At 47.9% G+C, this 22,398-nt stretch carries 24 protein-coding genes; 9 read left to right on the top strand and 15 right to left on the bottom strand.

Annotation, left to right across the window (positions count from 1 at the left end; all coding sequences use genetic code 11):
- Positions 1-204: 204 nt before the first annotated feature.
- Together HP570_RS04955 and HP570_RS04960 are read left to right on the top strand one after the other, a co-directional pair.
- Positions 205-822: a MerR family transcriptional regulator gene (locus HP570_RS04955; protein ID WP_173625055.1), complete on the top strand. Its 618-nt coding sequence runs from the start codon at positions 205-207 to the stop codon at positions 820-822.
- Between the two features lie 155 nt (positions 823-977).
- On the top strand, positions 978-2,066 hold the full coding sequence (locus tag HP570_RS04960) for an HD-GYP domain-containing protein (RefSeq protein WP_173625056.1): 1,089 nt from the start codon (positions 978-980) through the stop codon (positions 2,064-2,066).
- Positions 2,067-2,107: 41 nt separating this feature from the next.
- Here the strand turns inward: HP570_RS04960 and HP570_RS04965 are convergent, their stop codons facing one another.
- Complete coding sequence (locus tag HP570_RS04965; protein WP_173625057.1) at positions 2,108-2,788, bottom strand: TerC family protein; 681 nt, start codon at positions 2,786-2,788, stop codon at positions 2,108-2,110.
- 86 nt (positions 2,789-2,874) lie between these two features.
- On the opposite strand from HP570_RS04965, the gene HP570_RS04970 reads away from it, so the two are divergent.
- The gene (locus HP570_RS04970; protein WP_173625058.1) at positions 2,875-3,396 is read left to right on the top strand and encodes an ADP-heptose synthase; all 522 of its coding nucleotides are present in this window, start codon (positions 2,875-2,877) and stop codon (positions 3,394-3,396) included.
- Positions 3,397-3,538: 142 nt separating this feature from the next.
- On the top strand, positions 3,539-4,018 hold the full coding sequence (locus tag HP570_RS04975) for a chemotaxis protein CheW (protein ID WP_015892282.1): 480 nt from the start codon (positions 3,539-3,541) through the stop codon (positions 4,016-4,018).
- Between the two features lie 65 nt (positions 4,019-4,083).
- Here HP570_RS04975 and HP570_RS04980 read toward each other — a convergent pair whose 3' ends face one another.
- The 7 genes from HP570_RS04980 to HP570_RS05010 all read right to left on the bottom strand — a co-directional run bounded on the left by HP570_RS04980 (position 4,084) and on the right by HP570_RS05010 (position 10,401).
- Positions 4,084-4,752, bottom strand: coding sequence for a hypothetical protein (locus tag HP570_RS04980; RefSeq protein ID WP_026134193.1), 669 nt, complete (start codon positions 4,750-4,752; stop codon positions 4,084-4,086).
- 49 nt (positions 4,753-4,801) lie between these two features.
- Positions 4,802-5,398 carry an RNA 2',3'-cyclic phosphodiesterase gene (gene thpR / locus HP570_RS04985; RefSeq protein WP_173625059.1) on the bottom strand — a complete coding sequence of 199 codons (597 nt, stop codon included), beginning with the start codon at positions 5,396-5,398 and terminating at the stop codon, positions 4,802-4,804.
- A gap of 63 nt (positions 5,399-5,461) precedes the next feature.
- On the bottom strand, positions 5,462-5,944 hold the full coding sequence (locus HP570_RS04990) for a hypothetical protein (RefSeq protein WP_064202841.1): 483 nt from the start codon (positions 5,942-5,944) through the stop codon (positions 5,462-5,464).
- 149 nt (positions 5,945-6,093) lie between these two features.
- Complete coding sequence (locus HP570_RS04995; protein ID WP_173625060.1) at positions 6,094-7,134, bottom strand: hypothetical protein; 1,041 nt, start codon at positions 7,132-7,134, stop codon at positions 6,094-6,096.
- Between the two features lie 3 nt (positions 7,135-7,137).
- Positions 7,138-7,959, bottom strand: coding sequence for a 5'/3'-nucleotidase SurE (surE, locus tag HP570_RS05000; RefSeq protein WP_173604427.1), 822 nt, complete (start codon positions 7,957-7,959; stop codon positions 7,138-7,140).
- Positions 7,960-8,066: 107 nt separating this feature from the next.
- Positions 8,067-8,498: a tellurite resistance TerB family protein gene (locus HP570_RS05005; protein WP_015892288.1), complete on the bottom strand. Its 432-nt coding sequence runs from the start codon at positions 8,496-8,498 to the stop codon at positions 8,067-8,069.
- A gap of 100 nt (positions 8,499-8,598) precedes the next feature.
- Positions 8,599-10,401, bottom strand: coding sequence for an SgrR family transcriptional regulator (locus tag HP570_RS05010; RefSeq protein WP_173625061.1), 1,803 nt, complete (start codon positions 10,399-10,401; stop codon positions 8,599-8,601).
- 134 nt (positions 10,402-10,535) lie between these two features.
- On the opposite strand from HP570_RS05010, the gene HP570_RS05015 reads away from it, so the two are divergent.
- Positions 10,536-11,777: an MDR family MFS transporter gene (locus HP570_RS05015; protein WP_173625062.1), complete on the top strand. Its 1,242-nt coding sequence runs from the start codon at positions 10,536-10,538 to the stop codon at positions 11,775-11,777.
- On the opposite strand, the gene HP570_RS05020 is transcribed toward HP570_RS05015, so the two are convergent.
- From HP570_RS05020 to HP570_RS05040, 5 genes are all read right to left on the bottom strand, one after another.
- Positions 11,769-12,566, bottom strand: a complete 798-nt coding sequence (locus HP570_RS05020; protein ID WP_015892291.1) for an ABC transporter ATP-binding protein — start codon at positions 12,564-12,566, stop codon at positions 11,769-11,771. The genes HP570_RS05015 and HP570_RS05020 overlap by 9 nt on opposite strands.
- Positions 12,559-13,494: an ABC transporter permease gene (locus HP570_RS05025; RefSeq protein WP_015892292.1), complete on the bottom strand. Its 936-nt coding sequence runs from the start codon at positions 13,492-13,494 to the stop codon at positions 12,559-12,561. Before HP570_RS05025 ends, HP570_RS05020 begins: the two co-directional genes overlap by 8 nt.
- A gap of 28 nt (positions 13,495-13,522) precedes the next feature.
- Positions 13,523-14,578 carry an ABC transporter substrate-binding protein gene (locus tag HP570_RS05030; RefSeq protein ID WP_173625063.1) on the bottom strand — a complete coding sequence of 352 codons (1,056 nt, stop codon included), beginning with the start codon at positions 14,576-14,578 and terminating at the stop codon, positions 13,523-13,525.
- A 90-nt stretch (positions 14,579-14,668) separates the two neighbouring features.
- The gene (locus HP570_RS05035; RefSeq protein ID WP_015892294.1) at positions 14,669-15,673 is read right to left on the bottom strand and encodes an ABC transporter substrate-binding protein; all 1,005 of its coding nucleotides are present in this window, start codon (positions 15,671-15,673) and stop codon (positions 14,669-14,671) included.
- A gap of 131 nt (positions 15,674-15,804) precedes the next feature.
- Positions 15,805-17,124: a hemolysin family protein gene (locus HP570_RS05040; protein ID WP_173625064.1), complete on the bottom strand. Its 1,320-nt coding sequence runs from the start codon at positions 17,122-17,124 to the stop codon at positions 15,805-15,807.
- Between the two features lie 141 nt (positions 17,125-17,265).
- On the opposite strand from HP570_RS05040, the gene HP570_RS05045 reads away from it, so the two are divergent.
- From HP570_RS05045 to HP570_RS05055, 3 genes are read left to right on the top strand one after another with little or no spacing between them, the layout of a single operon-like run.
- The gene (locus HP570_RS05045) at positions 17,266-18,930 is read left to right on the top strand and encodes a DNA repair helicase XPB (RefSeq protein WP_217364494.1); all 1,665 of its coding nucleotides are present in this window, start codon (positions 17,266-17,268) and stop codon (positions 18,928-18,930) included.
- A gap of 52 nt (positions 18,931-18,982) precedes the next feature.
- Complete coding sequence (locus HP570_RS05050) at positions 18,983-19,552, top strand: RNA polymerase sigma factor (RefSeq protein ID WP_007716978.1); 570 nt, start codon at positions 18,983-18,985, stop codon at positions 19,550-19,552.
- Positions 19,533-20,933, top strand: a complete 1,401-nt coding sequence (locus HP570_RS05055; RefSeq protein ID WP_173625066.1) for a hypothetical protein — start codon at positions 19,533-19,535, stop codon at positions 20,931-20,933. Before HP570_RS05050 ends, HP570_RS05055 begins: the two co-directional genes overlap by 20 nt.
- 102 nt (positions 20,934-21,035) lie before the next feature.
- Here HP570_RS05055 and HP570_RS05060 read toward each other — a convergent pair whose 3' ends face one another.
- Positions 21,036-21,296 carry a YusU family protein gene (locus tag HP570_RS05060; protein WP_015892299.1) on the bottom strand — a complete coding sequence of 87 codons (261 nt, stop codon included), beginning with the start codon at positions 21,294-21,296 and terminating at the stop codon, positions 21,036-21,038.
- A 147-nt stretch (positions 21,297-21,443) separates the two neighbouring features.
- Here HP570_RS05060 and HP570_RS05065 point away from each other — a divergent pair, with 147 nt between their 5' ends.
- The gene (locus HP570_RS05065; RefSeq protein WP_173625067.1) at positions 21,444-21,902 is read left to right on the top strand and encodes a GNAT family N-acetyltransferase; all 459 of its coding nucleotides are present in this window, start codon (positions 21,444-21,446) and stop codon (positions 21,900-21,902) included.
- Positions 21,903-21,942: 40 nt separating this feature from the next.
- Here the strand turns inward: HP570_RS05065 and HP570_RS05070 are convergent, their stop codons facing one another.
- Positions 21,943-22,383 carry a small multi-drug export protein gene (locus HP570_RS05070; RefSeq protein WP_015892301.1) on the bottom strand — a complete coding sequence of 147 codons (441 nt, stop codon included), beginning with the start codon at positions 22,381-22,383 and terminating at the stop codon, positions 21,943-21,945.
- Between the last annotated feature and the right edge of the window lie 15 nt (positions 22,384-22,398).

Here is a 22,398-nt window from a genome sequence, read left to right on the forward strand (position 1 = left end):
ACATGCTTACTCCTTCCATATGTACGCGCCTGTCCCGGTCATTATGAGCAGCCTAGCAAATTTGACAAAATACGACGACCTGTCCGAATCGGACGAAAGATCACTAGTTTTTAGAACCTTTGTCGATTCTCTCTTACCCGGAAAATTTTGGTGCTATAATGAGTCCACCGGGAATACCGAGAGGAAAAAAGGGAGTGATTCGGGATGGATGTACAAGTTTGGATGGCTTCAAAAGAGGTAGCTGATCGCCTTGATGTGCATGTTCGTACACTACGTAACTGGCTGGACTTGTTCGTACCTGCTCAGGAACGTCTGAAAAATCCGCAGGGTCACTATTTGATCAGCGAAGCAGGCTTTGAACTGCTCAAGGAAGTGAAAGAAAGAAAAGATAACGGTAACAGCTCGTTAAAAGATATTCAGCGCCAACTGATAGAAGAAGGTCGCCTGTCCGAGGAAATGCTCATGGAAGAAGAACTCTTGGGTGCGGAAGAAACCGCCGTTACGCTCAGCGCCACAAACAAGCTGGGTACGGGCATGCGAGAAGTGGAACTGACAGTCCACGAGACACTCGTCCAATTTCAGCAGGAGCTCACTCAACTCTCCTCCATGAATCATATGCAGTCGACCATTCTGCAAAAGATTGCGGACATAGAAGAAATGCAAGAGTCCCTCCGCTTGGAAATGCGTCGCGTTACTTTCGAACTGGATCTCATGCAACAACGCTTGACTCGTCGTAAGGAGCGCTATGCCCGCTATGAGCCTCGCTGGTCACTCAATCCATTCCGCTGGTTTACACGTTCAAATCGCGCAGCCGAGCAATAATCTTGTTTTTTTCACAAGGTAAAAAATGACAATTAAGAGAAGTACCTCGACAGCGCTAGTCTCCCCATGTTCTACTGTGATAAAATGGTACTACATGAACTGCCAGAAAATCAGGGCTATTTACATTCCACAAAAAAAGGACTGGGGCTTTCGTTGTGAGAAAATTGCATATTACTTCGGTAAAGCCGGGCGATGTCATCGCCAAGAGCATTTTCCAGGAAAATGGGAACGTTCTGTTGGGGATCGGGGTACAACTAACTCCCCGTTACATTGAACGCCTTGTTCAATTGGGAATTGATACCCTTTACATTCAAGACAAGCACACAGAAGATATCATGCCGGAAGATGTAATCCGCGATGAGACGCGTAAAGAAGCCGTGGATGCCGTGTACAAAACGATGACCACCCTCATGGACCAGCCGCAGATCAAGCGCCGTACGTCCGCACCTGATTTCGGAAGCAGTTTTCAAAAGGTTTTTCGAGAAATCTTTCAAGACTTGAGCAGTCGCAAAGACATCTTAGTCAACCTGTCCAGTCTTCACGTGCTGGATGGTTACCTTTTTCACCATGCTGTCAATGTCGCCATTCTATCTGGTGTGGTAGGGATGGCCAAAGGCTACAACCAGCAGCAGATGATGGAATTGGGAATTGGTGCGCTTTTGTTCGACATCGGCATGACACAGGTTCCTAAGGAGCTCTGGACCATGCCTACAGAATTAAGTGCAGAAGAACGCCAACGTGTCCAATACCATACCGAAGAAGGCTTCAATATTTTGCGGAATCAACATAATATCTCGGTCGTCTCCGCACACTGTGCGCTCCAGCATCACGAGAGATACAATGGAACAGGATATCCCCGTCAGCTCAGTGAGAATAACATTCACGAGTATGCACGAATCGTGGCAATCGCCGATGTTTACGATGCCTTAGTTTCCCCGCGCCCATTTCGGAAAAGCTACTCGCCGAGTGATGCTACCGAGTACTTGTTCGCTACAGGAAACACCTATTTCGACCTCGACCTGCTCAAGCTATTCTTGCAGCACGTTGCGATTTATCCAATTGCTTCTACGGTATTGCTGAGTACAGGACATACCGGCGTCGTTTCAAAAGTAAATTCATTGGCTGTGAATCGACCTACCATCCGTATTCTTACCAATGAAGATGGCTCTGAAGTAGCCAGCACCTATGAAATCGATCTCTACGATAAAGAATGGATGAGCGTGACGATCGTCAAAACCTTATAGGCCCACCACAAAGCTGAGATTCCTTATTCATCTCAGTTTTTTCATGCTTGGGTCCGTGTCGTTTTTGTACGTTGCAAATATCCCGCTATTACTACGAGAGCGACCAACCCAATTTTGATCGCATATTCGAGCCAACTCCTCCCTGCGATCCATTCACGCATCGTATTATCCATGAGAATCATATTCGCCGCTGTCACTGCCAGGACACCTGAACCAACATAAACAAGCCATAAAAAGCGCTCCATTGCCCCTAAAATAAGCTGGCTACCAAAAACCATGAGAGGCACGCTGATCAAGAGGCCCAGCACGATAAGAACGATGTCTCCTTGCGCTGCTCCCGCAATAGCGAGTACATTATCCAGTCCCATCATCACATCCGCCACAACAATCGTCTTGACCGCTTGAATCAAGTCTTCACTTGAGTTGAATGCTTCCTCTCGGTCATCCTCGCGCAACAGGTTGTAGCTGATCCAAAGCAGAATAATTCCGCCAATCAGGTATAAATACGGGATTTTCAGCAAATAAACAGCAAGAACCGTAGCAATCACGCGTACGATGATAGCAAGAAACGTCCCCCACAAAATGGCTTGTTTTCGTTGTTCGACAGGGAGCTTCCGGCATGCGATGGCAATGACCACGGCATTATCTCCACTTAATACGAGGTTGATGGTGATGATGAGTAGCAGGGACGAAAAAAAAGCAGATTCAAACAAAGGATGCACCCTCCTTAAACTTTTTGAGCCCTACTCGCCACCCTTGTACGGTGCCCCTGATTTTTTGTATGATGGTAACGAGGAGGGTTGTCGAAATGTCGAAACAATTCGTTATAGAAGCGATCATGTTGGCTATCTACGGGGAGTTGATGGTCCCATCGCAACCAGTAGAATATCTGATACCCGCGTCGACAATCTATGAATTGGACGAATTTATCCAGAGTCCTGAACCTATCATGCCCTACTCTGCTGATGATCAGTATGTCCGGCGGATTATGAAAGAAATGAGCCAATTTTTTGTCGATCCATTCAACCGCAAACGAATGGAAAAAGGACTGATAGCCCCATGGTCCAAGGTTCCCTTTTCTTTTCCGAACGGCGTGACCCTGACGGTCGTAAAAGTAGAGGACAACGCCATGTGGGGGGAAATATTTGATCCCGTAGAGACACAGCTATTGTTGACGGCCATGAAATTTGAGGCCCCACTTCTCACAGACCAGCCTGATTATCAGGATCGGATATTGGAATATATCGTGCCTGTTCAATTTTACGATGTGGATGATTTTGATTTTGCTCTCGAGCAAGGAATTTCATTGAACGACCTTCGTGAACCATAATCAAGAAAACAGACCGACGAGCCTGACGCTTGTCGGTCTGTTTTAAGTCTTTGCCTGAGATAAAAAAACGTCCTGAGTAGGTTTGCCCATGGTACAATATGGGTAAAGACATGGAAAGAGGTTCGGGGAGGAATCATGTACGATGGAAATGACGAAAAGAAGCAATGGTTCGGATTCGGAAGCAGAAGCTGCTGTTGACCAACAGATTTTGTTTAAAATGGGGAATGAATATTACGGCCTGTCGATTTCGCTCGTACGTGAGATCATCAAGCCGCTGCCCATTACACGTTTTCCAAAATCTCCACTTTATGTCGAGGGAGTCATTGATCTGCGTGGACGGATCTTACCGATCATCAACTTGCGGAAAATGTTTGATTTGGAACCGATGGAAGAAACGGATGACACTCGCTTTGTCGACTTGCAGATGGATGGGTTGAACATCGGAATTATCGTGGATGCGGTCTCTGAGGTCCTGAATATTCCGCAGAGCTTGATCGAGCCTGCACCACCCATTATCGCTGGTGTAGAGGGTAAATATTTGCAAGGTATTGCCCGAATGAACGACAAGCTGATCATGCTGCTTGATGTGGATGAAATTTTTGGACAGTGGAAAAAGAAGTAACGAACAGTGTAAAGCCCAGTGCGAAAAAGATGCACTGGGCTTTTGTTCTCTTTATTCGTTATTTCCTACTCTCTGCCTCCGCTTGCTAAATACGCGAAGTTCACCCACACCATCTCTTCGATTCCCAAAATTTCTTTGAACAGGTCAACCGAGTCGTACAACAGTGAAGCCCCTGTGTCATCATCGACGTTCGTCAATAACTGCAAATCAAAAAGAGAACGCAACTGCTGAATCTGCTTGGGACCCACGATCCGACTAAATGACTGCGGCTTGATACGTGTGATCCCTTTACCTACCTCTCGCCGATACAACTCCGAACGCACTACCCTCTCCAGTATGTCTTCATACTTTTGCCGAACGTCCTCGCTGTCTACAATACCTTCCTGCAGGTCAATCTCTGGATAAAGCCTGCCGAACTCGGCTTCCGCCATTTCCACATCGAGCGAGTAGCTGATTGTCGCGGACGCAACCTCGAAGCCTGCATCGAACAAGCGAAAGCCCCAGCCGTTGTCCTCAGCGTCATGAAACCAGAGGAGGGGAACGAATTGCTTGGACAGTCTCAGCAAAAAATCAAGCGTCGTGGAGGTTTCCAGCCACTCATCCTGCAGGAAAAATGCATTCCAGTCGCTGTTGACGTTTCTGTGGAAGTGTGGCTGCTCTGTCTTGGATAAGGCAATCAGTACTTTCGGTTCGTATTTGCGTGGATAAAGAATGCCGGTCGTGAACTCACCCATCCGTTTTCCACCGCTTTCTGGAAGGCTTCCCTGATCCTTTCTTCTTAGTCTATTCAGGCAACGCTTGTTTTTTGCTGTGATCTTTATCAAACGTGCTCGTGTGGATAATCGTATGTACCGCACCCTCCGGCAACAGCTCGGAACGATACAAATGGAAATGCCGCGCCTTCCATTGTGGCGGCTCCTGCGCTAAATAGCGTTCATTCCAATCCAAGAGGGCAAGCTCATTCCCACTGCGATGCGGACCTCGCGCCAGCGTAATATGTGGCCGATACTGCTTCCGATCATAGGACAAGCCTTCGTGCAATTCGAACCGTCTGCCCAACAACAAATGGAGCTGCTTGAGAGGGGAAAGTTGACCGCGCAGTCCCAGCCAGAGCACACGTGGATGCAGAGCATTCGGAAAAACCCCAAAGCTGCCAACACGTAGGGTCATTGGCTGGATGATCGCACTGACAATATCCATGTCCTCGCAGATAGCGGGTACGAGTGACTCATCCACTTCTCCAAGAAAATGCAGAGTCAAATGCAAATTAGCGAGAGACTGCCACCTGTCCACCGTCACATCTTGCTTCAACCGTTTTTGAACATCGGCAATATAAGCGGCAGCCTCAGCTGGAATATCCAATGCGATGAATAAGCGCATTTCTGTCCTCCTTCGAAAAAAATAGCCCTCCTGTGACGGAGAGCCATTCTCTTTCATGCCGCGTTAGGCAGCCATCATCTTTCCGGTTACGATTCCCAAAATACTCCTGACATATTCGGCAAGACGGTTCGTTCCAGGCTGGTAGGTAAAGCGCAGGGTCAGCTCACTATGACCCACATGGCCAGCGGGAGGGATATTCCAGAAGTACTCTCCTTCCCCGTATAAAAACTCTTCAATGCGCTGCTTTTTTCCTTCGATATCGACTTTCGGATCATGCGTCAAGGAAAACTTCATCATGACAGAAAACGAATCTGTCCAAACGTGATCGCGCTTATGTAATTTCCCATGGATAACAACTAAACCGGCTTCTCCCCACAGATTGTACTCGAGCAAAGCCTGAAACTGCGGATGGACCTGCAGCTCCAACGCCGGAAGCCCTCCTTCGATTGTAAGTGCATGACGTTGTGCCAGTTGCTCAATCTCCCCTTGAAAACGGTGGGCGCATTCAGAAACAGCCTGGAACAAATTGGGTTCAACAGCGTACATCGTCGTCACCTCTCCCCAATGGAATGTCTGTCTTACCTAATTCGGATTCGCTCTTGTCGTATCCTTTGTTGAAAAATGACTTATTTACCCATATTTCATCGAAGACAAAAAAATTCCGGGGAGAGTCCTTTTTCACAATCTCTCAACAATTACAGGTAAGGGACAGGCATTCCTGGAAACGCTTTCGCAAACACCTGCGCAAGATACTTCTGTACCTCTTCATCGAGCTCCAAATGATAGAGGCGACCGCTCTCATAACGCAGTAGCGGATAGGCACCCAACTGTAAGGGAGAAGCGTCCTGCGTCTGTACGTACTCTGGCAAGGTCATCAAAAAGCGCGAGAACGGATTCGCTTCATCCTCTGACATATGAACGATCTCGAATAAATGCGAGAGACTAGGCGTAAGCACGATCATTGCGTAATCACCCGCTTCCGCAGCCCATACGGTAAAGGACGTATCCCGGACCTCGCTGCGAGCGTGCCTACGCATGACCCATACAGCTTGCTGCACAGTACTCATCAATAAATGCTGGGCCCCTTCTTCACCATGGACATCTCTCATATGCTTGTAACGCAATACGAAGGCCATCCCCGATTCTGTAAAAACAGATGCAGGCAAGCTCATCGCTGAGATGCTTTCGGTCTCTTCCTCACGCACCTGCACCTCTTCTGGAAGTGTATCGGGTGTCCCCTCATAAAGCGCCTGAATCATCTCACGTGTACGAGCCACTTCCTCTGAGGAGAAAGAGATGGCTTCTGAATAGATGTGGGTAAGCTCACGATCCGAATAAGCCAAGTAGTGCAAAGAAATATACGGCTGCTCAATCAATCTCAAGGCCATGCTTCGCTCATTAGCAAGCGCTATGTCGAACGTCAAGGGAAAACCAAGTGGATTCAGCGGATCCGACAGGGTCCAAATGACAGCGAGCAGTTTATTTTGATACGTCTTGAATTCGAGTGAAACGGCATCTCTCGTCTGCTCGCTGAAAGCATCCACCGATTCGAACACCAAATACAGCTCCACTTCGCCAGTGCCACTAAGACGGACAAAGTATGGAAGCCCCTCTTCTTCTGCCAGCTTGTACAAATCGTGATAAGCAACGGGATCGAGTACCTCTCCCTGTGTTGACTCTTCCGGAGAACACAGGCTGTCATCGGGGGTTAGCGGAGGAAAAAAATCGTCGTTCATACGTTATTCCTCCTGTTTTCCCCAAGCTTTTAGCAATGCCCAATTGTCCATTTGTTTTAAGAGAGTCCGGTCTGTCGCGTCAATGTGGACAGGGGTAATCGCAATATAGCCATGCTTGAGCAAATCATAGTCCAGCGGCTCCGCCAGAGGCATGACCTGAGGATACTCGCGGGCTAAATAATAGCCTTCGGCTTCTTCACTATATTTGTCTTCATAGTGGTTCATGGACAAAGTGGCCGGAACCATTCCTTTCACCTCAGCCAGCGGTACATGCGGGATATTGATATTCCAGAATACCTCTGACGCCAGTTCCCCTTTGATCGCACGATCGCTGAACTCTTTTACAAGCGGACGAATCATCTCGACTACCTCGCCGTAGTTGTCTTGATCGAACCAGTTATCATAGGACAGGGCAACACCAGGAACACCCAAAATTACCGCCTCCCTGGCACCGCTGCACGTACCGGAGTAATAAATATCACGTCCGAGATTCGTTCCGACGTTAATCCCCGAGAATACGATATCCGGTTTTTTCCCATGTTCAAACAGGAGATGGTAAGCAGCTTTTACACAGTCTGCAGGGTTACCATTGACCGCCCACGCTTTCACCGGCATTCCGTAAAAATCACGCTGTTCAGGCGAGAGTGCACTCCGATAAGTGATTCCGTGTCCAACCCCGCTTTTCTCTTCAACCGGTGCTACTATAGAGACTTCCGCTCCTTCCAGAGTGAGCAAAGCTTCTACCAACCGCTTGATACCAAGAGCATCAATGCCATCATCATTCGTAACCAAGATCCGCAAAATAGGGTCTCCTCCTTCATCCATAGCGTTGCCACTTGCTGGGACGTATTTTTCTTATTGTACTGTAGAAAAAGAGGCTGCGCCAAGCTTCCTCCTAAAACGAAAGGACCCCAATCATATTGGGGCCCCGGCTATTCTTCTACAATATCTTTCCATCGTTCGCGCCAAGCAATCCCTTCACGAATCCACTCTTCTACTTGACGCTGCTTTTCCTCCGAGATTCCGATCAAGCAAGCGATGCGAGCAATCTCTTTTGTCTCCGATGCGGATAGCTTCCGATCGATCAATGCCATGTGGTAGAGCTTGCGCATCATCACGAGCTTTTCAGTCTGGGTCATGGCTACCAGGTCTTCCACGATGACTTCCGGACGCTTCGGATAGTCCAAATCATCCATTAAAATTTGTCGTTCTTTCAAAGTAAAATGCTCCGAATTCACGATTTCATGAATACGATCTATTTCTTTGTTTCCTATATAACCGTCGGCGTGCCCGACGCAGATCATCAAGCGAATAGACGCAAACAAAATGTGTTTGTCCTTTTCGATTTTGGTATACACCGGCATAGTTCCTCCTCAAAAAACTTTATGAGCATAATAGATATCTACATATAATAATACGATGAAAAACGAAAGCGGTTTCACATCATTATGTGACAAATTTATGCTATTCCCTAACAAAAATGCGCCTGAAATCAATCCAACCATAGGCATCCAGACTTACACCAGATAATCGCGGATGTGCAAGCATTTCAACCCGATTCGAATACAGCGGGACAAACGTGCTGCAAGCCGCAAGCGTATGCATGATGCTGTCTACGCAAGCTTGTCGCTCTTGTGCTGTTCGGGCGCACGACAGACGATTCATCCAATACGCGATCTCTTCCTTTCCATGCGGATCTAAATGATGAGAAATACTCAACGCACCAGCGTGTAGAAATTCTCGTAAAGACAGCTCCGCCCTTTCATCTACATTCGCACTATCCACAACGAAATCAGCCTCTTGTAATAACGAAGGCGAGGCAAGCTCCTCGGGGGATGCATACCTAATCTCTATGGCAATTCCGTATGCCTTGCACGTTTTCTGAATCCACTGGGCATCTTCTATATGATCGGAATCTGGATACGTATAGAGCGACAGCGCCTCTCCCTGATACCCGCTCTCTTTGAAAATACGAACAAACTCCTGTGAACCCGGCACCTTTTTTGGTTCTTGGAACGAATCCGTTTTCCCCCAGATGACTGCATGCTCCCTCGTTCCCTGTAGCTCTTGTCTCAAGTTTTGTCCACAAATGATAGCCACCACGAGACTCCGAAATTCACGATGTGACAGCGGGCCATTCTTTGCTCCATTCATGCTGACGTATTGAAAACAATCTTCCAATCTGCCAACGTCACTCCATGCCAGAAAGCTCGTATCCCGATGATCATCCAAAGCCGTGACAGATAACAAGCTCCCATCTGCCTCCGCTTCTGCTGCCATTCCAGGTACGCACCAGATTTCAATTCGGTCCAAGAACGGCCTTCCCCCAAAATAAGGCGTGAACGCTTCCAGCACGAGCATGGAATCATCGTTGCGGACTACACGAAACGGCCCCGTTCCTACTGGCATTTGTGCAAATTGCTCCCCCATCTCCAGAACGTAATCAGCGGGGACTATTGCCATGTATTCCTTGCTCAGCGCTTGTAAAAACAGTTCATCCGGCATATGCAAAGAAATCGTTATTACGTATTCATCTTTGACGGTAATGCACTCGATTGAAGCGGCTAGCCAGCGATGTTTATAGGAATGCTCCATCAAACGAAGGAAGGAAAAGCGCACATCATCGGCAATAAGTGGACGACCATGATGGAATAAGACACCTTTCCGCAAGTAAAAAGTCCATTGCTTTCCTTCTTCACTAGACTCCCAATAAAAAGCGATAGCGGGTTCAATCCGTCTCGTGACTGGATCAAACTGGACGAGAGAATCAAAGAGCTGCTTGACCATATGTGACTCGGAGCGCAGGAGAATATGAATCGGATCAAGCCCTGCGAATGGTCGACTGTAAAACAAACGCAAGGTATCGACTCTGCCCTTACTTCCTTTTTCCCGCTTCACACGATGTCCAAACTGACTATTCATCCATCGTGAAAATTTTTCACCCAAAACAGGCAAATTTCCCCCATATTCGTCGATCATGTCCCGTGCAGCACGAATTTCCCCTTTTTGCACGAGTTCCTTGGCTACGCTCATGATCAGGTCTTCGGGCACTAGCAAGCATGTGAGTACAGATCGATTTCCTCGACCTCTCCCCGGCTGCCAAACTACCCATCCCTGGCTTTGCATTTTTTTCAAGGTCAAGGTCGCATTCCGCAACGTACAAAATAAAATCGAAGCAACTTCAGCTAAAGATATGTCAAGCGGATGCCCGATCGTTTCATTCGGCCGCCCCGCACATAAACGCATGTATTGTTCAACGAGTTGCATCTTGCCACCACCAATTCGCCCATAAAACATGAAAAAGCTATTCGCCTAATCGTACGCTTTTTCTCTGGTCTTTGCTACCTTACAATTCTAAAAACACCAACTAACCGGAAAAAGCCGAAAGAAAGGACTTTCTTATGCCACTCATTCCTCATGCACTTAGTCGATTCATTGCTGCGTATCCGACACTCCTCTGGGTCCGCTTGTTCGGCGAAACGCTCACTTCACTATCCAGCGCCATGATCGCTCCGTTTCTCGTATTGTACTTGAGCGAGAACATCGGCGGCTCTGTCACCATGACCATGCTCGTCATAGGTTTGCAGCCCTTCTCCGAGATTTTGCTGACGCTATTTGCTGGTGGCATCACGGATCGCTATCGTCGAAAAACAATCATGCTACTCGCCCTTTTCCTGCAAGGCTTCGCTATGTTGGGAATGGCTTGGGCCGACTCCATGACGGGGTTTGCGATCCTGTACATCATCAACGGTGCTGGCCGCTCCCTGTTTATCCCTGTCAGCCGCGCGCATCTCGCTGATACGATTTCCGCTGCACAAATGGCTGGTGCCTTTGCCCTTCTCAGTACTTCTAGCAGTATCGGGGCCGCGTTGGGACCTTTAGTCGGAGTCATCATTTATAAGTATGATCCTGCTATGGCATTTTTGTTTACTGCGATCTCGCTATTGATCTATGCTCTTGCCGTCTGGTGGAAAATCCCACAAACTCCGCTGCCGGAGGCTCCCGTCGAAGAAGCAGCAACCGTACGTTCACGCAGCTTCTGGCATGCTTATCGACCAGCCCTTGCCATTATGCTGCTGGCTTTGCCGATCAGTCTGTTTTACGCGCAAACCGAAACAAATCTCCAGCTTCATCTGAAATACACGCTGCCCAACTATTTGCAAACACTCGCCTTGCTCATTGCGGTAAAAGGGGTCCTACTGCTCCTGTTCGAGTATATACTCGTCAAATGGACCCAGCACTTGCCTGCTCGCCTGTTGATTAGTGGCGCGTACATTTGTTTTCTCATCGTATCCTTGGGTTACGCCTTCATCGACAACGTACCTGCCCTTCTCGCGCTGCAAGTGTTGCTCGTCATCGGAGAAAGTATTGGGCTGACACAATTGATGGCCTTCGTCACCCGGATATCACCTGTCACGATGCGCGGAAGGTACTTCGCGATCACAGGAACACACTGGGATATTTCCCGCATGTGCGGACCGTACTTGGGCAGCCTTGTCTTGCTACATTATGGGGGCACGATCCTCTTTACCATTGTCGCAGGCATCCTTTTAATCGGTGCCGGATTCATGTACGTGTATCTTTCCACCAACGAAAAAGCCTCCCGCTTGAACAGGAAGGCTGATTCGATCCGATTAAGTTAACAAGAAGCGATCTTCACTGAAGCTTTCTCCACCGCGGGCTGTTTCGAATGCCCGAAGCAGATCCTGTGGCTTCATCGTCCGTTTTTTCTCATCCGGAATGTCGAGAATAATTCCCCCATCGTGGAGCATCAACAGACGATTCCCCATGTTCAACGCTTGTTCCATATTATGCGTGACCATGATTGTCGTTAGTTTATAGCGCTCCACGATTTTTTCTGTTAAATCTACAATCAACTGCGCCCGTTTCGGGTCAAGCGCTGCTGTATGCTCATCGAGGAGCAAAATCTTCGGCTCCGTAAAGGTAGCCATCAACAGGCTCAGTGCTTGACGCTGTCCTCCTGAGAGAAAACCCACTTTGGTCTTCAAACGGTTCTCCAGCCCTTGATCCAGCTGCTTGAGCTGCTCACGGAACTGCTCCCGCTTCTGGTTATTCACCCCAAATCCAAGTGTACGACGTTTTCCCCGCCCCAAAGCGATTGCCAGATTTTCCTCAATCGTCATGTTCGGCGCTGTACCTGCCATTGGGTCCTGAAACACACGGCCGATCAGACCTGCACGCTGGTGCTCCGCCAAGCGTGTGACATCTTTGCCGTCAATCTGAATGCTTCCGTTATCTGGCGTCAGTCCACCGGAGATCATGTTCATCATCGTCGATTTACCGGCACCATTACTTCCGATAACGGTGATGAACTCTCCTTTCTTCACGTGCAGATTGACGTTTCGAAGCGCGATCTTTTCATTCACAGTTCCTGCGTTGAATACTTTGTTGACGTTTGTAATTTTAAGCATCGCTGCTTCCTCCCCTTGCCGAGCGTACCGCTTGCTTTTTCCAGATGCCTTTTGCCACAGTTGGGACAGTCAGGGCAATGATAACAATCAGGGCCGTAATCAGCTTCATGTCAGAAGGATTGAGTCCTGCATCCAGTGCCAGTGCAATGACTAAGCGGTACACAATCGAGCCGAGAATGACAGCAAGCGTCACTCGGAAAATCGAAGAGCTGCCAAACAAAACTTCCCCGACAATAACGGAAGCGAGACCGATGACGATCATCCCGATCCCCATTCCTACATCCGCAAAGCCTTGGTATTGGGCTACCCACGCACCTGCTAAAGCTACCAAGCCATTGGAAAGAGCCAAACCGATAATCGTTGTCGAATCTGTGTTTACCCCAAAGCTGCGGATCATCTTCGAGTTGTCACCTGTCGCACGCAAATCCAGACCCATATCCGTATGCAGGAACCAGTCAATGATCAGCTTCAACACCAGAACACCTACGATAAAGATGATTGCTACACCAGATAGCAAAGTAACTCCACCTACGGTCAGGTTTGGAATGCCCATATCCTTTACATAAGTGAACAAAGTATCTTCCCGCAAAAGAGGCAGATTCGCTTTTCCCATGACACGCAAATTGATCGAGTACAAGGCGATCATCGTTAAGATCCCCGCCAAAAGTGCGTTAATCTTTCCTTTGGTATGCAAGACTCCCGTAAAAGCTCCTGCTAATGCACCTACAATGAAAGCCAGCAGGGTGGCCAAAAACGGATTGGTGCCATCGATAATGAATTTGGCTGCGATTGCGCCTCCCAAGGCAAAACTACCATCTACGGTCAAGTCAGGAACGTTTAGAATTCGGAAGGTCAGATATACACCGAGAGCCAAGATACCAAATAGTAAACCTTGCTCAATGGCTCCCATTACTGCCAGTTGATTCATAGAAGAAATCCTCCAATTACTACATTTATTACTCGATCACTTGTCCAGCACGGTCGAGCATGGCTTTCGGAATCGTCACACCCATTTTTTCCGCTGCTTTCTTATTCAATACGAGCTTCATGTCTGCTTGCACTTCAACAGCCATATCTGCCGGCTTCGCTTCACCCTTCAGGATTTTTGTTGCCATATCAGCTGTTTGCTCACCAAGCTTCGTGTAGTCGATCCCGTAAGTGGCAATCGCTCCGCTCTTCACAGAGTTTTCTTCACCAGCGATGACCGGAATTTTTTGTGCTTCAGCGACTCCGATCACAGCTGCAATCGAAGATACGACCATGTTGTCAGTTGGTACGTAGAAAGCATCTACTTTGCCCACCATGGACTCAGCTGCTTGCTTCACTTCTGTCGCGCTTGTAATCGCCGCTTCTTTAATTTCCAATCCAAGCTTGCCAGCTACTGCTTTTGCAGCATCTACCTGTACTTTGGAGTTGACTTCGCCAGAACTATAAATGATTCCAACAGATTTCGCATCAGCTTTCATTTCTTTGATCAGCTTCAATTGCTCTTCGACTGGATTCATATCCGATGTACCGGTTACGTTCGCTCCCGGCTTGTCCATCGCTGCAACCAGACCAGCTTCTACAGGATCGGTTACCGCAGTAAACAGGATCGGAATTTCTTTACTGGTTTGTGCGGCAGCCTGTGCCGTTGGAGTCGCAATGGCCAACACCAAATCTACTTTGTCAGCCTCGAATTTTTGGGCAATCTGAATGGCTGTATCCATGCTCGCTTGAGCGGATTGCACATCGATTTTTACTTGCTTGTCTTTTTCGTAACCGTTTTTAGCCAGTTGGCTGATAAAGCCCTCTCTCGCTGCATCCAAAGCAGGGTGTTCAACGAATTGGGCGATTCCAATTGTCAGCTGCTTGGTTTCAGTAGACGGGGCAGATGCCGTCGTAGTAGCAGGAGCGGGTGTAGGATTGTTTGCAGGAGTAGTGCTTTGCTGTCCACAAGCGGTAACAGACAAAAGCAATAAAGGAAATAAAAAAGTCTGAAAAATTTTAACACTCTTCTTTTGTTTGAACATTTAGTGAATTCCCCCTCGTGAATTTTTTCTACAGTTTAACATGGATAAAACGGTTTTAAAAGAATAAAAAGAGAGCATGACGCTCTCTTTTTACTTGATGATTTCTTTCGCCTGTTGTTTGAGTGCCTCAGTAATAGTGAGCCCAAACTTTGCAGCAGCTGTTTCATTAATATACAAATCAGCTTGTTTCGAAATCTCTACAGGGGTATCAGCAACACTCTGCCCTTTTAAGATACGGGCAGCCATATCGCCTGTTTGTTTACCGATTTGGTAGTAATCAATCCCGTAAGTAGCAACCGCTCCACGTTTCACTGTATCGGTATCAGAAGCAAATACAGGAATTTTGTTTTCCTCTGCTGCTCCGAGCACCGCTTCAAAGGAAGATACGACGGTGTTGTCAATTGGGATAATAATGGCATCTGCTTTACTAGCAAGACTTTGAGCCGCCAGCTGCACTTCAGACAGCTGCGAAATGCCCGCCTTGATGATTTCTACGCCTTGTTTTTGCGCTGCGTCTTCCAATTCCTTGACCTGTACCTCTGAGTTAATTTCGGAGGTTGTATAGATCACACCCAGCTTTTTCAGCCCAGGCAGGAAGGTTTTCACCAGCTTCAATTGTTGTTCCATGGATACTTTATCGGACGTCCCGGTCACGTTTTTGTCTGGCTTCTCCAGACTGCCAACCAGTTGAGCCGAGATCGGGTCTGTTACGGAACTGAAAATAACAGGTTTGTCAGCAATCGCCTTTGCTGCAGCCTGAGCGGATGGCGTCGCAATCGCTACGACAAGATCCTTTTTATCTCCGGCATACTTCTGTGCGATCGAGACTGTATTGTTCATATCACCATGGGCGTTCTGGGAGTCTACCTCCAAGTTCTTGCCCTCTTCGTAGCCAGCATCCTTCAGACCATCTAAAATTCCTTTATGAATGGCATCAAGCGCAGGGTGCTCCACGAATTGCGTCAGCCCCAGCTTCACTGTTTGCCCTTGGCCTGTCGTTGCTGCTGTCTCTGTTTTCCCACCTGTTTCGTTGCCACATGCTGCCAAAGAAAACGCCAGCAATGCGGTCAGTACCATACTGACTGCTCGTCTCATCTGTACTTCCTCCTCTAGTCTCTACTCTCAGCTGCTCTAATCACCCTAAGCAATTAGGCTCATTGCCATCTATGCAACTTGTGTCCCATTATAGCAATTATATTACGCATTGAGAAGCCCCCTTTCTTCCCTTACGTGGAACTGATTTCTTCCTCTGCTTTGCCGACTTTCTTTACATAGACCCGGGTGATTCTGTAATGATCGACCTCTCCCACGATAAATTCGTACTTTCCTTCTTTTACCCGATCCCCCACGCGCGGCGGATGGTCGATCTGCATGTAAATCCAGCCAGCAAGCGTATCCACATCGCTCGACTCCAATTCGATGTCCAGATAATCGCCCGCTTCTTCCAATAACATACGCCCGTCCAATGACAGCATGCCGTCACTACGTTCTACTTCTGGGCGTTCATCGTCAAACTCGTCCTGGATGTCTCCAACAATTTCTTCCATTATATCTTCGAGGGTCACCAGCCCGGCAGTGCCCCCATACTCATCAATGATAATCGCCATTTGCCCTCGTTGTTTTTGCAGCATGGTCAGCAACCGGCTGATCGAGATCGTCTCCGGTACCGTCAAAATCGGGCGCATGAAGGTCTGAAGATCATGGCTCTCTCCTTCCAGAAGCCCCGTCAGCATATCCTTGATATGTAAACTACCGACAACATGGTCCTTGTCACCATCCACTACTGGATAGCGGGTAAATCGTCCGTTTTGGACATGCTTGACGTTCTCGTCAAAAGGATCGCGCAGGTTCAAGACAACCATATCTGTACGCGGAACCATGATTTCTCTCGCCATCGTCTCTGAGAAATCAAAAATATTATCAACCAGCATCAGCTCGGTTTGATCAATCAATCCGCTTTTATGACTTTCATTGACAAGAATGCGTATCTCTTCTTCTGTATGTGCTTCCTGATGCGGCTCCAACGATATATGAAAAAGCCCAAGAAAATGACTCGCGGACCAGTTCAGCATTTGAATAAAGGGATACATGATTTTGTAAAAGAGTTGGATCGGCTTGGCTACTGCCAGTACCACCTTCTCGGAGTATTGAATCGCCAATGTCTTCGGAGCCAGCTCCCCCAGCACGATATGCAAAAACGTAATCAACGAAAAAGCGATAATAAAGGAAATACTGGTCACAACCGTTTCATTTAAATGGAAGTAACGAAAAACTGGATGCAAGAGATGCGCGATAGCAGGCTCTCCCAACCAACCGAGTCCTAATGAAGCCAGCGTAATCCCAAGTTGGCACGCGGAGAGGTAGGCATCCAAATTGTGCAGGACTCTCTCGACGTCAACAGCGCGCTTGTTTCCTTCTGCTGCGAGCTGTGCAATGCGTGATTCCCTTACCTTTACGATCGCGAATTCAGTCGCAACAAAGAACCCGTTCAGGAGTACGAGGATCATGACCAAGATCAAATTAAACAAGCTACCCCAAATTGCCATGCTCCCCGCCATCCTTTCCGTCCATGCTTTGGGATATTGTTTCCCATCATAGCCAAAATGTTACCTGTTCGTTTTTCTTTCTTTTTGAGATTGTGATACCATAGTGCTGATTCCTATGCCTTTTGCAACGAGGTGAGTCTATTGTCCTACCGTCCAGACCTGCCCTTGATCGTTCAAAGCGATCGGACGATATTGTTGGAAACACAGCATCCTTTCTTTCACGAGGCCAGACAAGCTATCAGTGGTTTTACTGAGCTAATCAAAAACCCAGAATACATCCATACCTATCGGATCACCCCTTTATCGCTTTGGAATGCAGCTGCATCCGGTCTGACATCACAAGAGGTAACAGACGTGCTTGGTAACTACAGCAAGTACGGTGTCCCGCCAACCATCGTCAAAGAAATTGAAGATACGATGCGAAAATACGGCTTGTTTCGTTTGGAACGCATTGGTGATCAACTCGTATTAATGAGTGAAGACCCACTTCTATTAACAGAGGTAACCAGTTATAAATCAATCGCTGCTCTTTTTGAGAATGAGTTCGTCATCAAAAGCTATGCGCGCGGACTAATCAAACAAGAGCTGATCAAGCTCGGGTTTCCTGTTCAAGATTTGGCGGGCTATACAGAAGGCGAATCCTGTCCAGTTAGCTTACGGGAAACGACATCCCGAGGCAGAGCATTCTCTTTGCGTTCTTATCAAAAAGAAGCTGTCGATGCCTTCTATTCCGGAGGCGCTGTGACTGGGGGCAGCGGCGTTCTCGTCCTCCCCTGTGGTGCTGGAAAAACAATCATTGGACTCGGTGCCATTTGCCAGTTGCAAACAGCCACCCTCATATTAACCACGAATACGACATCGGTTCGCCAGTGGATCGCTGAGCTCTTGGACAAAACAGGACTTGATCCAAATATGGTCGGGGAATACACTGGTGACAACAAAGAAGTCAAGCCAATAACTGTGGCAACTTATCAAATTCTTACATACCGCCCCACCGCCGAAGATGATTTTCCTCATCTGAAACTCTTTTCAGAGCGCGACTGGGGGCTTATTATTTACGATGAGGTGCATTTGTTGCCTGCACCCATCTTTCGTGTAACTTCTGGGATTCAAGCCACTCGCAGACTTGGGCTGACTGCTACTCTTGTTCGGGAAGACGGGCGGGAGGAAGATGTTTTCACGCTGATTGGCCCAAAAAAGTACGAGGTTCCGTGGAAAGTCATGGAAGAGCAAGGCTGGATCGCAGAGGCGCATTGCCGAGAAATTCGACTCCCCTTTGAGCCGAAGTGGCGGGAGGCTTACGCACATGCAACCGCCCGCCAAAAGTTTCGCATTGCAGCGGAAAATCCAAAAAAACTGGAGGTCGTCCGCGAGCTATTGGAGAGGCACGCCCACGATCGCGTTTTGATCATCGGGCAATATATCGATCAGCTTGAGCAGATGGCAACGGCCCTCCAACTGCCACTCATTACAGGAAAAGTACCGGACAAAGAACGTGAGCTTTTGTACACTCAGTTTAAAAAAGGGGAAATTACACGCCTGATTGTATCCAAGGTAGCCAACTTTGCGGTTGATTTGCCGGATGCCAACGTCGCGATCCAAATCTCCGGGACGTATGGTTCCAGACAAGAAGAGGCACAGCGCCTGGGACGTATCTTAAGGCCCAAAACAGACGACAACACTGCCCATTTTTATACATTGGTAACACGAGACACGAGAGAGCAGGAGTTTTCGCTCCATCGCCAGCTTTTTCTGGTCGAACAGGGCTATCCATACGATATTATAGAAATCGAAACGCTGGTCTGAAACGTTTACGAATAACCAGCGTCTCATAGAGGGAAGGGAGGCCAAAGATTCAATGCAATCCGACGCCGAAATCATTCAGCGGATTCTTCAAGGCGACATCGAAGCGTATCGCGACCTCATCCAGCGATATCAGCATATGATTTATGTTTTCATTTACAAAATGGTAAACAATCGCTCTGATGCAGAGGATCTTACTCAAGAAGTATTTGTAAAAGCGTATGAAAAATTGTCGACATTCCGTGGAGACAGCCAGTTTTCTTCTTGGTTACATACGCTCGCCCGAAATAAGAGCATCGACTTCTTGCGTCGCCGAAAGTATCATGACTCGGATGAACAATTGGCCTATGTGCCATCCAATACACGGGACGAATCCCCTCAGGAATCGCTCATGACAAAAGAGCAACGTCGAGAAATCCAGGAAGCCTTTGCCTTACTGTCAGATTCTTATCGAGAAGTGATCGTCCTTCGCTGTACGCACGAATATCCGTTTGAAAAGATAGCGACACTTCTCGGCATCGCCGAATCTACAGCTCGTGTCCGTTACTTGCGTGCTCGTCAGGAACTCGCAAAATTGTTATCCCGCAAGGAAGGGGGGCTCGTACATGAACTGCCAGGCATTTAGAAAGGCATGGCTAGATGACACAGATAGCGATTCGCACTCACATATTGAAACCTGTGACGAATGCATCGCTTGGATAGAAACGCAAATGACAACAGAAGAGGAGGTGCAGTTCTTGAAGGAGGTTCCACTACCTCAAGCGAACCTGGAAGACAAAATCATGCAAGCAATCTACCAGACCGCCGGAACAGGTGTACCCCCTCACGCCGCTACTGCATCTTCAGAGCAACAAACGAGCACAGTGATTTCAAAACCAAACAAGCGTTGGACCAAAGGCTTCCCTTCATACGCCTGGGTTAGCGCAGCGGCTGTCTTGCTCGCAGTTGGTTTCGTCGGCTACCAACAACTGGCACCGAGTAGTAATCAAATGGCTGCCATACAAAAAAACGGGATACAAGACGATCAGATCAACAAGAACATAGTTGCATTCGACGCGGAATCAAAATCGGCAATACAAGCTCCAGCACCTGCAATCGCTTCTCAACCAGCAGCTGCTGACAGCCCTACGATGAAAAAGGCAGAGAGCAATCCCGAGTCTGCTGCTACACAATCTCAGGTCGCTCCGACTGCACCTAAAAAAGATACACCTCCTGCATCACCTCCCCAATCGAACAATGCGATTGCGATGGTGAAACCAGAGGAAAAAGTAGCCACAACAGAGCCACATACGGTAAATAAAGACGGGCAGAACAGCGTGGCATCTCGGGGATTACAGGGGAACACAGCTGATCAAGCGGCTAAAGCGAAATCAGAAGTTCCAGCGGAGTCAGCAAATACTGGTAACCATATAGCCGCTAAAGAAGCCAATGGCGCTGCTGCTGAGAATCCTATGACCTTTGGGATCGCTTCCCAAGCGGAACCAGACACGGCTGATGGGGGTACAACCGAGAACGCATTAGTGGGTCCAGCGTTGCCAGCGGTAGCGAAGCAGCCCATTACACTATCCTCCTTCACTGATTTGAACACCGCTGTACAAGCATCAGATATGCCCGTACCTGCCCTGTCGCAAGCACCGAATGGGTTCTCGATGAGTACAGTATCGGTCCAATATGAATCCGAAACCAGCCAGAAGGTGACTCGCTTAACTTCAGATTACAAGCGGAACAACGACTGGATTCGCATAGATGTTGTGCGTAATACAGAAGGCAAGCGTAGCCTCTCTATCCCAGGTACTTTCTCGGCTACTCAGTTGTTTGCAGTCAACGGAGAGCAAGCCATCGCTGTTTCATTTGATCAAACGGATTCAAAAGCATCAACAGCCCAGCACGCGGCTCATTTTAACGCTAAATCCGACAATCAATCGTTGTATGTCGTAATGACGGCACACGGTGTCACCTTAAATGAATTAATGGATGCTGCCAAGCATATCACGTGGAATCCGTAAAACAGTACCAAGGAGAATGGATGCCTCCACGCTGGTTAGCCTTTTGATTGAAGTAAAAAAAACGCTGCTCTCTTTCAACAAGAGACAGCGTTTTTCTTATCTTTAGTGCTTTTGATTTTTCTCCTGATTCCACTGTTTGATTTGCTCGATGATTTCCCGAATTTGATTTCGTGCTTCCATATGCTCAGGCTCGCTTCCCCAATGCTGAATCAGCGGCGGCATCGCTTTTGCCATTGTCGTGTACAGGCACCATACTTTTACCATTTCTACGCGCTCAGGAGTCGCTTCTCCTGTCAACAGCTCTGTAAATTTACGAACTAGATCCTCCAGTTCAGGGACCAACGCTTCTTTTTTCTCGTCCATGCCAGTTACCTCACTTTCGGGAACTCTTCTATTTGTATCCTTGGTTTATTTTACGAAAAAACGCCCACGCGGAAAAGGAAGATTTTTCAGGTGGGATCGGTTACGCTTAAGCTATCAAGATGAACGAGGTGAAGACTTATCAAAGACATGACTATTCGATTAGTTTCAACAACCAGAGATAACTGGCAGGATGCATTACGCTTGCAGGTGCAGGATGAGCAGCTGCACTTTGTCCCCTCTGTTGCCGTTTCGTTGGCGAAGGTTCATATCCGTCCTGACGGTGACAACTGCGCCTATGACCCATTCTGTTTGTATGACGCTGATAAAATGGTTGGGTTTGTCATGATTGCTTATGACGCCTCCACAGATTGGTGTTACTGGTTCAATGGTTTTTTGATTGATCACCAGTACCAAGGCAAAGGATATGGCAGAGCGGCTCTCTCAGCGATCGTAGATACAGTACGGAACCGTTTCCCGCAAAGCCGATTTGTGAACTTGACCGTATGCCCGGACAATGCAGGTGCAAGACATTTATACAGTCAATCCGGTTTTGAAGAAACTGGCGACGTATACGATGGAGAAATTGTTTACAGACTCTCATTATGAACAAAAAACCGCCAGAAATTGGCGGTTTTCATGCATATAGCTATTTTGTTTCTGGTACCATGAATTGCAAAAGACCAAAAGCCACTCCTGCCGTCAATAGCGCACTCCAGATAATAATGCCCACGGACATCCACAGCATAAGCTTTTTCGTAGGGGCTCCCAGCGAGATACCAATAGCAGCTCCCAGTGGGGCTCCTGTTAAAAGCGGCGAAGTCAGACCTAGGCCGACCACTCCGTATTTATCCCAAATCTGCCACATGCGCCCTTGACGCTTGCTCCGATTCTCTACACGCTTTAAAAGCCAATTGCGCAATGAACCTCCCACGAAAATAACAGCACCTGCGCTGATAATCGCACCCACCGCACTAAAGATTCCGATCAGAACCGGTGGTAGCTGCAACATAAAGCCTACAGGGATTGCTGCCCACAGCTCAAACATGCCAGATAGTGTCACCGAGCCTGCTTTCCATAATACATCCATTCTGTTTCGCCTTTC

This window comes from Brevibacillus sp. RS1.1, from assembly GCF_013284365.1.
In the GTDB taxonomy this organism is placed as follows: Bacteria; Bacillota; Bacilli; order Brevibacillales; family Brevibacillaceae; genus Brevibacillus; species Brevibacillus brevis_D.

Excerpts from the sequence above, each read along its gene's own strand:
- HP570_RS05025 (WP_015892292.1), bottom strand. The coding sequence starts at position 13,494 with ATGAATCAACTGGCAGTAATGGGAGCCATTGAGCAAGGTTTACTATTT.
- HP570_RS05055 (WP_173625066.1), top strand. The coding sequence starts at position 19,533 with ATGAACTGCCAGGCATTTAGAAAGGCATGGCTAGATGACACAGATAGC.
- HP570_RS04970 (WP_173625058.1), top strand. The coding sequence starts at position 2,875 with ATGTCGAAACAATTCGTTATAGAAGCGATCATGTTGGCTATCTACGGG.
- HP570_RS04975 (WP_015892282.1), top strand. The coding sequence starts at position 3,539 with ATGGAAATGACGAAAAGAAGCAATGGTTCGGATTCGGAAGCAGAAGCT.
- surE (WP_173604427.1), bottom strand. The coding sequence starts at position 7,959 with ATGGATGAAGGAGGAGACCCTATTTTGCGGATCTTGGTTACGAATGAT.
- thpR (WP_173625059.1), bottom strand. The coding sequence starts at position 5,398 with ATGCGCTTATTCATCGCATTGGATATTCCAGCTGAGGCTGCCGCTTAT.
- HP570_RS05015 (WP_173625062.1), top strand. The coding sequence starts at position 10,536 with ATGCCACTCATTCCTCATGCACTTAGTCGATTCATTGCTGCGTATCCG.
- HP570_RS05005 (WP_015892288.1), bottom strand. The coding sequence starts at position 8,498 with ATGCCGGTGTATACCAAAATCGAAAAGGACAAACACATTTTGTTTGCG.
- HP570_RS04990 (WP_064202841.1), bottom strand. The coding sequence starts at position 5,944 with ATGTACGCTGTTGAACCCAATTTGTTCCAGGCTGTTTCTGAATGCGCC.
- HP570_RS05020 (WP_015892291.1), bottom strand. The coding sequence starts at position 12,566 with ATGCTTAAAATTACAAACGTCAACAAAGTATTCAACGCAGGAACTGTG.
- HP570_RS05040 (WP_173625064.1), bottom strand. The coding sequence starts at position 17,124 with ATGGCAATTTGGGGTAGCTTGTTTAATTTGATCTTGGTCATGATCCTC.
- HP570_RS05065 (WP_173625067.1), top strand. The coding sequence starts at position 21,444 with ATGACTATTCGATTAGTTTCAACAACCAGAGATAACTGGCAGGATGCA.
- HP570_RS05070 (WP_015892301.1), bottom strand. The coding sequence starts at position 22,383 with ATGGATGTATTATGGAAAGCAGGCTCGGTGACACTATCTGGCATGTTT.
- HP570_RS05050 (WP_007716978.1), top strand. The coding sequence starts at position 18,983 with ATGCAATCCGACGCCGAAATCATTCAGCGGATTCTTCAAGGCGACATC.
- HP570_RS05035 (WP_015892294.1), bottom strand. The coding sequence starts at position 15,673 with ATGAGACGAGCAGTCAGTATGGTACTGACCGCATTGCTGGCGTTTTCT.
- HP570_RS05010 (WP_173625061.1), bottom strand. The coding sequence starts at position 10,401 with ATGCAACTCGTTGAACAATACATGCGTTTATGTGCGGGGCGGCCGAAT.
- HP570_RS04995 (WP_173625060.1), bottom strand. The coding sequence starts at position 7,134 with ATGAACGACGATTTTTTTCCTCCGCTAACCCCCGATGACAGCCTGTGT.
- HP570_RS05060 (WP_015892299.1), bottom strand. The coding sequence starts at position 21,296 with ATGGACGAGAAAAAAGAAGCGTTGGTCCCTGAACTGGAGGATCTAGTT.
- HP570_RS04980 (WP_026134193.1), bottom strand. The coding sequence starts at position 4,752 with ATGGGTGAGTTCACGACCGGCATTCTTTATCCACGCAAATACGAACCG.
- HP570_RS04955 (WP_173625055.1), top strand. The coding sequence starts at position 205 with ATGGATGTACAAGTTTGGATGGCTTCAAAAGAGGTAGCTGATCGCCTT.
- HP570_RS05030 (WP_173625063.1), bottom strand. The coding sequence starts at position 14,578 with ATGTTCAAACAAAAGAAGAGTGTTAAAATTTTTCAGACTTTTTTATTT.